Origin of the sequence: Bradyrhizobium viridifuturi (assembly GCF_001238275.1) — a bacterium.
GTDB classification, from domain to species: domain Bacteria; phylum Pseudomonadota; class Alphaproteobacteria; order Rhizobiales; family Xanthobacteraceae; genus Bradyrhizobium; species Bradyrhizobium viridifuturi.
In genome coordinates this window covers 71,525-82,409 of the sequence record NZ_LGTB01000006.1, presented here as the reverse complement: position 1 = coordinate 82,409, position 10,885 = coordinate 71,525, and the positions used below count along the sequence as shown (strand labels likewise).

The following is a 10,885-nucleotide window of genomic DNA, read 5'->3' as shown; positions in this document are numbered from 1 at the left end:
TTAGCGATTGGACCGCTGTCCGCTCTTTCTGGCATCTCTGACCCTAACACAGCCGGTACCCCTCAGGGTAACCGGCCGGACATGCAGGGGAGGATCGGCGGATGACCGAGATCACGGCCAACGGATCGTCGACGGAAGACCATCCGGATGCAGGGTTGCTCGCGAGCGCCCTTTCCAAGAACACCTGGCGCCTCGTTCCGCTGCTGGGCCTCGCCTATCTCTTCAACTATCTCGACCGCACCAGCGTCGGCTTTGCTGCGCTGCAAATGAACAAGGATATCGGTCTCAGCGCCACCCAATTCGGCTGGGGCGCCGGCATCCTGTTCTTCAGCTACTGCCTGCTGGAAGTCCCCAGCAACATGATGATGTACCGGTTCGGCGCCCGGCGCTGGCTGGCCCGCATCATGATCACCTGGGGCCTTGCAGCGGCGGCGACCGCGTTCGCAGTGGGACCCTACAGCTTCTACGCGATCCGCTTTCTGCTCGGCGTGTTCGAGGCCGGCTTCTTCCCGGGTGTGATCTGGTACCTCTCGATCTGGTTTCCGCAGAAGCACCGCACCGGCGTGCTCGCCCTGTTCATGGCCGCGACGCCGCTCTCCTCGCTGCTCGGCAGTCCAATCTCGGCGGCCCTGCTCGGCATGGACGGATTCTGGGGGCTCGCAGGCTGGCAATGGATGTTCCTGCTCGAAGGTCTTCCGGCCTGCCTGCTCGGGGTTCTCTGTCTCTTGCTGCTCGCCGACACGCCCGAGCAGGCCCGCTGGCTCACGCCCGAGGAGCGGCATGCGCTGCTCGGCGCCCTCGCCAGCGACAAGCACGACAAGCCCAAGAAGGATTTGTGGGCCGCCATGCAGGATATCCGCGTGCTGATGCTCACCGCGATCACCTTCGCCTTCACGATCGGCTCCTACGGCATCGGCATCTGGCTGCCATTGATCCTGAAGAGCCACGGTCTGAGCAACATGCAGGTCGGTTGGCTCTCGGCCATTCCCTACCTATTCGCGACGATCGGCATGCTATTCTGGGCACGCCTCGTCGATCGCAAGGGCCAGAAGATCTACAACCTGATGGCCGCGCTGATCCTCGGCGCCCTTGGGCTTGCGCTCTCCGTGGTCTTCAGCTCGCTTGTTCCGGCGCTCGCCTGCCTGACGCTGGCGCTGGTCGGCACGATTTCGGCACGAACGGTGTTCTACACGATCCCGCAGAGCTTCCTGACCGGTGCCGCGGCCGCCGGCGGCATCGCGTTCATCAACTCGGTTGGTGCGTTCGGCGGCTTCGTCGGTCCCTACATGGTCGGCTTCCTGAAGGACGCGACGGGATCGTTCAACGCCGGTATGATCGGGATGGCCGTGATCCTTGTGGTCGCGACAGGAATTGCCGGTTCGCTCAGGCTGGTCGCCGGCAGGATCTGACCAGCAGCGCGTGGATCCTCATCCCTGCTCGGCCGAGAGGAACAGCCGGTAGGCCGGATTCTCGCTCTCGTTCCAGTAGGGATAGCCGAGTGCATCCAGCGCTTGAACGAACCGGGCGCGCTCCTGCGGCTTGACCTCGATCCCCGCCAGGATGCGTCCGTAGTCGGCGCCGTGATTGCGGTAGTGGAACAGCGAGATGTTCCAGTCCGGCGCCAGGCTCTCGAGGAATTTCAGCAGCGCGCCGGGCCGTTCCGGAAACTCGAAGCGGTAGATCACTTCGTCCCTGAGCAGCGGCGCGCGGCCGCCGACCATGTAGCGCACATGGTCCTTGGCCATCTCGTTATCGCTCAGATCCAGGATCGGATAGCCTTCGCGGCGAAGCAGCTCCATCACCTCCCGCTTCTCGGCCTCGCCGCGGCTCAGCGCGATGCCGACGAAGAGCTGCGCCGGCGCGGTGGTCTCGGCAAAGCGGTAGTTGAACTCGGTGATGGCGCGCGAGCCGAGGATGCGGATGAAGTGCCGGTAGCTGCCAGGCTTCTCCGGCACGGTGACCGCAAGCAATGCTTCGCGATGCTCGCCGACCTCGGCGCGATCGGCGATGGTGCGCAGCCGGTCGAAGTTCAGATTGGCGCCGCTGTTGACGGCGACCAGGCTGCCGTCGCTCAGCGCGCCACGCTCGGCATAGGCCTTCAGCCCGGCAAGCGCCAACGCCCCGGAGGGCTCGGCAACCGATCGCACGTCGTCGAAGATGTCCTTGATCGCCGCGCACATCGCGTCGGTATCCACCGTGACGACCTCGTCGAGCAGGTCGCGGCAGAGCCGGAACGTCTCCGCGCCGACCTTGCGGACGGCGACACCGTCGGCGAACAGCCCGACCTGATCCAGCGCGACAACGCCGTCCTTGGCGAGCGCGGCCGCCATCGACGCGGCGTCCGCCGGCTCCACGCCGACGACCTTGATCGAGGGATTGAGGAATTTCACGAACGCGGCGACGCCGGCCGCCAGCCCGCCCCCGCCGATCGGCACGAAGATGGCCTCGATCGGATCCGGATGCTGCCGCAGGATCTCCATCCCGACGGTGCCCTGGCCGGCAATCACGTCCGGATCGTCGAACGGATGCACGAAGGTCAGGCCGCGCGCGACCTCGATCTCCCTGGCCTTGGTTTGCGCATCGTCAAAGGTGTCGCCATGCAGGACGACGTCACCGCCCAGACGCCGCACGGCTTCGACCTTGATGGCGGGCGTCGTCCGCGGCATCACGATCGTCGCGGGAATACCGAGCTTGCGGGCCGACAGCGCCACGCCCTGGGCGTGATTGCCCGCCGACGCGCAGATCACGCCCAACTTGCGCTGCGCGTCCGGCAGCCTGACGATCTTGTTGTAGGCACCGCGAAGCTTGAACGAGAAGATCGGCTGGAAATCCTCCCGCTTCAGCAACACGGATCGCGACAAGCGCTCCGAAAGCCGCGGCATGGGATCGAGCGGCGTCTCGACCGCCACGTCATAGACCCGGGCGGTCAGGATGCTTTGGGCGTAGTCGCGGAGCGCGTTGGCGGTAGCGGTCATCTGGTATGCTTCTGGCGATGGGCGGGCAATCCTTATCGGTTGCACCTGCCCATCGTCGGCGCCGACCTGGCGAGCAGACGGCACGGGACCGTCGCTCCATCCTGCTCGAAGCATCGCATGACCGGAGGCGCGAGTGAAGCAAAGACCGCCGGATCACTCGCCTGGCCGAGCGCACGTCCGGGCCGTCGCAGGGGGCGCCGCCAAAAATATCGAAAACAACCCCATGCAAAGCAGGCGGCGGCCGGGCAACTTGACACGTCGGGCAATTCAGGGATATGTTTCTAATATTCCGAAATCACCCAACAAGCGCCTCCGGCACCGCAGGCTCAATCGGCGACCCGTCCAAAAATGCGGCCCTGGCGTTGCCCGGTTCACGCCACGAGACGCGATGAATTCCACCCCCGACCATGATCTCCGGGGGCTTCCCAGCCCGTTTCGGAGACGATCAGCGTGTCCTCGAGCTTGATGTAGCCGCGCACCGGATGCAGCAGCGCGGTTTCGACCGAGATCACCATTCCCCGCTCAAGCGGCCGGTCGGCGTCATACGGCGCATAGGGCACCGGACCGGTTGCGGTCAGACGGGGGGCTTCGTGGCTGACCAATCCAATTCCGTGAGCGGTATAGTCAAGCACGGTACGGTGCGGTGAAGATGCGACGGCTGCCTCACCCGCCGCGATGATATCACCACCCATCGCGCCCGGCCGGATCACGCGCCGGGCGGCCTGCTGGATGTCCTCGACTTCGCTGAGCAAGTCGCGAAGCTCGCTGTCGGGCTCACCCAGGATGCCCATGCGGCTGAGGTCGCCGATATAGCCCCGGTAGTTTCCGCCGGAATCGATCGAAATCACGTCACCCGCCGCAAGAAGCTGGTCCGACGGCGCGCGGTTATGGCTCTTGCCGCCGGCAATCAGGCAGTATTCAAACACCAGATCGCGCGCGTGCTCCTCATGCCGCAGACGAGCGACGATGTCGTTCTTGGTCATGCCTGGCACGCAGCTGCTGAACGTCGCCAGCATCGCATCGACGACCCGTTCAGAGGCTTCCCTGATGAGATCGAGTTCGGCGGGAGATTTTACGGCGCGAAGCCGTTCCAGGGTGAAATGGGCCTCGCGCAGTTCGGCATCGTCGAGTCCGGCACGCAGATGATCCCTGGCATCGGCCGGCAGGAAGCTTGCCTCGACGCCGACACGCTTTGCCGTAGCCCCGAGCTTCCGCACATGATCGATCGCGAGGCCCATCGCATCGATCGTCCCCCAGCTGCCCGTCTTAACCAGCGGCGTCCATATCCGTCCGAGATCGTGCTCGAACTTCTCCATGCGGTTGCCGACGTAGATCGCATTCTCCGGATGCCCCTTCTGATAGACGAACACCGGCAGATAGCGGCTGGTGCCGATCGCCTCCATGACATCGAAGAAAAAGAAGCGATAGCCGCCAAGCAAATACTGCACATTGTGGCGCGAGGTTGCGATCAGGATATCGAGCCCCGCCTCGTCCATCAGCCGGTCGAGCTTCGCGGTGTCGAACGGCGCCGTGGTTGCGATGGTGTCGTGCGCATTGTCCATGATATGACCCTTCGTCTTGTCAACTTGCCGTTTTCGCGGCCAACGATTTCGGTGCGGCGCCTGCGTTCTCGCCGAACAATGCCACCGGGCGGCCGTGCGGTTCGACGCCGAGGAACGTGAAGGCAAGCCCGATCAACAGGCCGGCACCGGCAAGAAAGCAGAACGCCGGCATCACCGCCGCGGCGGTTGCGCTCGGATGCACCAGATTGTCCGCACCCGCGATCAACGCGAGGCACAGTGGGCCGACGATCTTGCCAACGCCATTGGAGAGCTGGGCAAGCCCGACTGCGCGCCCCGACAGCTGAACCGGGAAGATTTCCGCGGGATAGGGCCCGATGTTGGAAAATCCGCCATCGAAGAACAACGCGCCGATTATCAAGAAGACCAGGAACAGCGGCACCGAGCCGGCAAAGTCGCTGTGGAAATAGGCGGCGAGCGCCAGCGTGATCGCGGCGCCGTAGCCCATCAACTGACCGCACGGCTTGCGGCCGATCCGATGTGCCAGAAAGGCAAAGCCGGTCCGGCCGAGGACGCCGGCGAGGCTGACATAGATGAACATCTTCGCCGCCTCCTGCGGCGCGACGCCGAGCAGCAGCGCCACGATGGTCGGCCCCCACAGGAACACGCCGTAGTTCGCCGTGCTGGCGCCGAACCAGATCAGAACCGTCAGCCAGAACCGCCGCTGCTCGGCAAAGAGATCGGCAAATGTTGCGGAGCTCGCGGGCGGCAGCGTGGGCAAGGCGAACGCGTCGCCGCCGACCCGATAGAGTTTCCGGATGCTCGCCTGCGCCTCGCGCACGCGGCCCTTGCTGATCAGCCAGCGCGGCGATTCCGGCATGATGATCATGGTCAGGATTCCGAGGATGATCGGCAGGAAGCCGACCGCCGCCAATCCGCGCCAGCCGACCAGCGGCAGCAGGAAGCTCGCCGTGACCGACGCCGACAGCACGCCGAAGGCGACCGGCACGACCACGAGGCTCGTGACCAGCGTGCGATGACGGGTCGGAGCGAATTCGACGATGGCAGGAACCGCCGCCGCCGCGCCCGCGGCAAGGCCGAAGCCGACGAAGAAGCGCAGGATCGCAAACGCAACCCAGCCGTCTTCCGGAATGAACGCGATCGCGCCCGAGGTCAGGCCGCACACCATGACACCCGCCACCGCCAGCGGCTTGCGCCCGAAACGATCGGCGAGGATTCCGGCGGCGAACGCGCCGAGCATCGCCCCGATCCCGGCGCTCATCAGCATGATCGAGGTCTGCCCGAACGTCAGGTGCCATTTCGGCGCCAGCACCGAGACCAGAAACCCGACCACGAAGAAATCAAAGAAATCGACCACGCCGGAGATGGCGAAGATGATGATCGATAGCCAATAGCGCGTCGTCACCGGCGCTTCGTCGAACGGCACGGCGTTCGTCTGCTCCATGGTCTCCCCCTGTCGTTGTCAAGCGGCCTTCTTTTTTGAACTCAGAAATGCAGTCACCGCTTCCGCCACCCGCCCGGGCGCCTGGATCGACGCGACGTGGCCCGCGTTCGCGATGGTCCTGGTCTCGACGTGCGCAAGATCGCGCGCGAGTGCGAATGTCTCTGCATTCGGGATCAGCCGGTCGTCGCCGCCCACCAGCAGCAGCGTCGGGCGATCGAAGCCTGCCAGGTCGGCGGCAACAGGTTGCGCGAGCAGCGCGCCGCGTCGCGCCTTCTGGCCGTCGTCGCGGGTCGAGCCACGGAAGATATCGATCAGCTCGGGCCGGGCGCGCAGGTACTCCGGCGGGAAGAAGAACTCCGCAATCTTCGGCGCGTTGCCTGCGGTGTCGCTGCGGTACGACGCGAGCGTACGGAACGCATCCGCGTTGACGTCCAGCGGGCTTTTGTTGACCTTCCAGGTGCTGCTCAGGATCAGGCGGTCGATCCTGCCGGGATGGCGCGCCGCCAGCACTTGCGCGATCTGGCCGCCGAGCGAGGTTCCGAAGACATGGGCGCGATCATAGCCGAGCCCTCGGATCAAGGCCGCGGCATCATCGGCGAGATCGGCCAGCGAATAGGATGACGGCGGATTTCTGGTTGCGCCGGAATCGCGCTGGTCATAGGCGATCACCGTGAAATGCGTCGCAAGCACAGGCGCAAGGCCATCGAACATCGAATGATCGGCCTCGCCGCCATGGAGCAGCACGATCGGCTCGCCACGTCCACTTCTCTCAAACGCCGTGACGACGCCGTTCGCTTCGAGCGATTGCATCGGAGATCTCCCTAATGCAGCAGTGTCGAGAGCGCGCCGGCCAGTTCCTTCGCCGGGTCCGACGGCAGCCATGGCATGCGCCACGCCACATGCCCGTCGGGGCGCACCAGCACGGCGCCGCGCATGCCGAGCTGGAATCCGTCCGCCGGGTCGGCTGACGGCAACTGTTTCAGCGAGAGCGGCAGGCGGGTCTTCTCCGACACCTGCCTTCCCGCCTCCAGCCACTCGCCGCCGAGCGGCCCGGTCACGACGGTGAATTCCTTGTCGAACCAGTCGAGCGTCGATGTCTTGCGCGACGGCTCGAGCCACATATGCGGAAAGCGCGCGCCGGGCCGGTCGGTCGGCGTGTAGTAGCGGGAGTTCAGCGCCTTCGCGACGGTGCCGTCGGGGATCACCGCGCCCTCCTCGTAATTATGTCCGAGGTTCTGGCCGATGCTGTGCAGATGATTGTCCATGTCGTTGATCCAGAATTTGATCCGGTCCGGATTGCGCGAGCGCACGGCGTCGTCGGTCAGCCCAAAGCGGAGCCGGTTGCCGTAGCTGAAATTGGCGTTGGACTGCGCGATCGGGCGACGCTCGCTGGAATAGCTGTCGAGCAGCTTTTCATCCGCGAGGCCCTTCAGCACGGAGGCGAGCTTCCAGGCGAGATTGTGCGCGTCCTGAACGCCGGAGTTCAGACCGAAGCCGCCGGTCGGCGGAAACCGGTGAGCACAGTCGCCGACCAGAAACACCCGGCCCTTTCGAAAGGTCTCGGCGACCTGCATGCTGACGCGCCAGATCGAGCGGTTCAGAAGCGTGACGTCGAGGTCGGGAATGCCGACATGGCCGCGCGCGATCTCGATGAACTCCTGGTCGGTCCACGGCCGCTCGCGATCGTCCTTGGTCAGGCCGATCTGCGTCACGGTCAGCCAGCGATCCCGGCCATTGGTGTTCAGGATGCCGGCGCGCGGCAGAGCGGGCGTGTCCGGGACGATGATGAAGCCGGCGGCCTCGCGCGCGATCGGCAGCTGCGACAGATCGGCGCGCCAATATTCATTGGACATCACCGCCAGCGTCGAGGGCCCGACCATGTCGATCCCGGCGCTGCGCCGCGTCTGGCTGCCGGCGCCATCGGCGGCGATCAAGTAAGTTGCCGCCCAATGAGTTACCTCGCCGGTCTTCTGACAGCGCGTCGTGACGTTGACGCCGCTGTTGGTCTCCTCGAATGATTCACATTCCGTGCTGAACAGCACCGTCGCGTGTTTTGACTTCTCGACCACGCGGAGAATCTCTTCCTCGACGGCATCCTGGGCGACCAGGCTTTTCCAGGCGGGCGTGTGACCGACATTCGGCTCGGGGCGGGTGCGGCCGAACTCGTGCCCCGCGATGCTGTCGAGGAACACGAACATGTCGGAGTTGTCCTGCAGGCCGCGGTCGCGGATCGCCTGCTCGATGCCCCACTGCCGGAAAATCTCCATGGTGCGGACCCAGCAGCCGCGCGACTTCGGATGATCCGTTGTCGTCGAGCTCTTCTCGACCGCCACGCAGTCGATGCCGAAGCGATCGAGCAGCAGCGACATCGCAAGGCCTACCGGCCCGCCGCCGGCGATGAATACTGACGTGCGGCGTGTCCCGTCCGCGGCGATGCCCATGCTGGTGTCTCCTCGATTTGATCGTTGGGCGAAGACTGCTCCTTTTTTGCTATCTCACAAGAATATGTTTGATATGGTATCCATCTCGATCCGAGATGGAGCTGGCATCATGGACCTGCGGCAGATCCGCTATTTCGTTGCCGTCGCCGAGCGTGGCGGCTTTGCCGCCGCAGCCAGCACGCTCAACATCGCCCAGTCGGCGCTCAGCCGCCACGTCAAGGAACTCGAAGACGAACTGGGCGGCGCCCTGCTCGAACGCGGTGCGCGCGGCGTCTCCGTCACGGAGTCCGGCAAGGTGCTGCTCGCGCGGGGGCGCTGGCTGCTCGGCGCGATCGACGACATCAAGGCCGAGGTGCGCACGGAAAATCGCGAGCCCAGCGGCACGGTGCGGATCGGCGCGCCGCCGAGTCTCGGCGACGTCCTCTACGCGCCGCTGGCCCAGGCATTCGTGAAACAGTTTCCGCGCGTGCGGCTCGAGTTGAATGAGGGGCTGACCGAGAATCTATCCGAACGCCTGTTGCGCGGTGAGCTCGATCTGGCGATCGTGACGACGCCGTCGCCCAACGATCACCTCGACTATGAGATGCTTGTCGTCGAGCAGGTGTTCCTGATCGGACCGCCGCGCGATCCGCTGCTGAAGCGCGGCCGGCTGACCCGCAAGGAGTTCGACGCGCTGCCGTCCGCCGTGGCGCCGCTCAGCCGCAACCCGTTCCCGCCGACCATGCTCTGCGCGGTACGGGTCGACAACAGCACCCCGATGAAGCGCATGGTGGCCTCGGGCCTCGGCTACGCGTTGCTGCCGTTTTCCGGCATTCACCAGGAGGTGACCACCGGAGCGCTGTCGGCAGCGCTGTTGCCATGGATGCACGCCGACCGCGTCCTGGCGCTGCCGCGCGGACGGCCGGTCAGCCGCGCCACGCGCGAAGCGATCGCCGCGCTGAAGACGATCTGCCGCGCCCTGATCGCCGAGGGAATCATCCTGACGGCGCCGGCGCGCAAGACCTGAACACTGCTTGCCGCCGCAGCGACCTGCCACGGAACCCGGCGTAATTTATGTTTCAGTAAGCAAGTTGTAGCAAGGATGGATCAGTGAGTTGCGTATGGGAGACTTCCAGTGATCGACTTTGACGAACTTCGTAGTATCGCCGCGGATGTTCGTATCTTCATCGACGCGTCGGAAGACAAGGGCGGCGCCTTGAAGGCCATCGTCGACGCCTACGACGTCGTTCTCGGCATTTTCCCGGCCGCCCCGGAATGGACCTGCACGTGGTCAAGGGCAATGACGTCCTCAATCACATCGCGCAGACCCAGGCCTCGACGGGCTTTACGCACACCGCCATCGCGTTCCAGACCCGCGAGCAGGCTGTTGCACTCGAGCACCTGATGGCGGCCTAGCCGTCGGCAGCGCGCCTGCGTTGCGGGCGCCTGAAGCCGCCGCACGATCCAGTCCGGTGTCCCCGGCGATGCTAGATCGTTGAGAGATAAAGCGACGGGTCAAAATACTGCATGGCCGGCGTCGCCGCCGCGATCGGAGCCTCGGTCGCGAAGAAGTCGCTGACCTGCTGCAGCCATTTGGCCACGGTGCCATCGGCGTAGAGCCGTTTCCACTCCCGCGACGAGAACATCTTCTGCGCCGCCAGCGCCTCCTCGATGTCGGCGACCGATGCCTGCGGATAATGCTTCTTCTGCAAGGTCTCGGCCACCGCCCTGCCGTTGCGGAGCATGTGGTCGTTGGCGTCGGCCCAGCCGCGGATGATCCGCGCGAAGACGTCACGGTTCGCGCCATAATAGTCCTGCCGGGCGACCCAGCCGCCGACGACCGCAGACTGCGGATAGTAAGCCGATGCGTCCACCAGCTTGACGGCGCCGGGCAGCTTGTCGCGCACCACGACATTGAACGGGACCCAAAGTGCCACGGCAGGCACCTCGCCCGCGATGAACGCATCTACCGCGGCGGACATGTTACTGTTCACGATCTCGACATCGGCCGGAGCGAGACCGTTGGCGCGCAACGCGCGATCCAGGAAGATGTGGGCGGTGCTCATTTTGGTGGTTGCGATGCGCTTGCCGCGCAGCTCCGCGAACGTCCGCACACCCCTGTCGGGCCGCACCCAGAGCTGGGCGGTCGCGATCTCAACATCGTTGACAAGGAACGCGGTATAGCCGCCGCGCGGCAGCAAGCTTGAAATGACGGCACCGGCCGAGAGCACATCGAGCCGGCCTGCGGCCATCGCCTGCACCACTTCGAAACCGGTGTTGAACTCGACCAGATCGAAGTCGATCCCCTCGCGATCGAACGAGCCGCGGTCCAGCCCGGTGAGAATCTGGCCGTCGACGGCAACGACATGGAGATAGCCGAGCCGTAGCCGGGCGCGTTCCCGGGCGATTGCGGGTGAACCGAGCGCCGCAGTCCCCAGCGCGGCGCCGATCAGAAAGCGCCGTCGACTGGTCTTGCGGGCCAACGGACCGCCCTCGATCCGCATC

General features: G+C 65.2%; 9 protein-coding genes. 3 read left to right on the top strand and 6 right to left on the bottom strand.

Annotated features, from left to right (window positions below; all coding sequences use genetic code 11):
* The first annotated feature begins 101 nt into the window (after positions 1-101).
* The gene (locus ALC15_RS07465; protein WP_050626675.1) at positions 102-1,409 is read left to right on the top strand and encodes an MFS transporter; all 1,308 of its coding nucleotides are present in this window, start codon (positions 102-104) and stop codon (positions 1,407-1,409) included.
* A gap of 18 nt (positions 1,410-1,427) precedes the next feature.
* On the opposite strand, the gene ilvA is transcribed toward ALC15_RS07465, so the two are convergent.
* The 5 genes from ilvA to ALC15_RS07440 all read right to left on the bottom strand — a co-directional run bounded on the left by ilvA (position 1,428) and on the right by ALC15_RS07440 (position 8,401).
* Positions 1,428-2,975, bottom strand: coding sequence for a threonine ammonia-lyase, biosynthetic (gene ilvA / locus ALC15_RS07460; protein ID WP_050626674.1), 1,548 nt, complete (start codon positions 2,973-2,975; stop codon positions 1,428-1,430).
* A 371-nt stretch (positions 2,976-3,346) separates the two neighbouring features.
* Positions 3,347-4,537, bottom strand: a complete 1,191-nt coding sequence (locus tag ALC15_RS07455; protein ID WP_050626673.1) for a M24 family metallopeptidase — start codon at positions 4,535-4,537, stop codon at positions 3,347-3,349.
* Positions 4,538-4,556: 19 nt separating this feature from the next.
* Positions 4,557-5,960, bottom strand: a complete 1,404-nt coding sequence (locus ALC15_RS07450) for an MFS transporter (RefSeq protein WP_050626672.1) — start codon at positions 5,958-5,960, stop codon at positions 4,557-4,559.
* Between the two features lie 18 nt (positions 5,961-5,978).
* The gene (locus tag ALC15_RS07445; protein WP_050626671.1) at positions 5,979-6,770 is read right to left on the bottom strand and encodes an alpha/beta fold hydrolase; all 792 of its coding nucleotides are present in this window, start codon (positions 6,768-6,770) and stop codon (positions 5,979-5,981) included.
* A gap of 11 nt (positions 6,771-6,781) precedes the next feature.
* Complete coding sequence (locus ALC15_RS07440) at positions 6,782-8,401, bottom strand: FAD-dependent monooxygenase (protein WP_050626670.1); 1,620 nt, start codon at positions 8,399-8,401, stop codon at positions 6,782-6,784.
* 109 nt (positions 8,402-8,510) lie between these two features.
* Between ALC15_RS07440 and ALC15_RS43195 the strand changes: the two genes are divergently transcribed.
* Both ALC15_RS43195 and ALC15_RS45990 read left to right on the top strand, forming a co-directional pair.
* Positions 8,511-9,407, top strand: a complete 897-nt coding sequence (locus ALC15_RS43195) for a LysR family transcriptional regulator (protein ID WP_050626669.1) — start codon at positions 8,511-8,513, stop codon at positions 9,405-9,407.
* Between the two features lie 248 nt (positions 9,408-9,655).
* Positions 9,656-9,796, top strand: a complete 141-nt coding sequence (locus tag ALC15_RS45990; RefSeq protein ID WP_244485982.1) for a hypothetical protein — start codon at positions 9,656-9,658, stop codon at positions 9,794-9,796.
* 71 nt (positions 9,797-9,867) lie between these two features.
* Here the strand turns inward: ALC15_RS45990 and ALC15_RS07425 are convergent, their stop codons facing one another.
* The gene (locus ALC15_RS07425) at positions 9,868-10,884 is read right to left on the bottom strand and encodes an ABC transporter substrate-binding protein (RefSeq protein WP_050626762.1); all 1,017 of its coding nucleotides are present in this window, start codon (positions 10,882-10,884) and stop codon (positions 9,868-9,870) included.
* Between the last annotated feature and the right edge of the window lies 1 nt (position 10,885).

What these genes read in the sequence shown, in the direction of transcription:
- ALC15_RS43195 (WP_050626669.1), top strand. Translation starts at nt 8,511, where the DNA reads ATGGACCTGCGGCAGATCCGCTATTTCGTTGCCGTCGCCGAGCGTGGC.
- ALC15_RS07425 (WP_050626762.1), bottom strand. Translation starts at nt 10,884, where the DNA reads ATGCGGATCGAGGGCGGTCCGTTGGCCCGCAAGACCAGTCGACGGCGC.
- ilvA (WP_050626674.1), bottom strand. Translation starts at nt 2,975, where the DNA reads ATGACCGCTACCGCCAACGCGCTCCGCGACTACGCCCAAAGCATCCTG.
- ALC15_RS07440 (WP_050626670.1), bottom strand. Translation starts at nt 8,401, where the DNA reads ATGGGCATCGCCGCGGACGGGACACGCCGCACGTCAGTATTCATCGCC.
- ALC15_RS07445 (WP_050626671.1), bottom strand. Translation starts at nt 6,770, where the DNA reads ATGCAATCGCTCGAAGCGAACGGCGTCGTCACGGCGTTTGAGAGAAGT.
- ALC15_RS07465 (WP_050626675.1), top strand. Translation starts at nt 102, where the DNA reads ATGACCGAGATCACGGCCAACGGATCGTCGACGGAAGACCATCCGGAT.
- ALC15_RS45990 (WP_244485982.1), top strand. Translation starts at nt 9,656, where the DNA reads ATGGACCTGCACGTGGTCAAGGGCAATGACGTCCTCAATCACATCGCG.
- ALC15_RS07455 (WP_050626673.1), bottom strand. Translation starts at nt 4,537, where the DNA reads ATGGACAATGCGCACGACACCATCGCAACCACGGCGCCGTTCGACACC.
- ALC15_RS07450 (WP_050626672.1), bottom strand. Translation starts at nt 5,960, where the DNA reads ATGGAGCAGACGAACGCCGTGCCGTTCGACGAAGCGCCGGTGACGACG.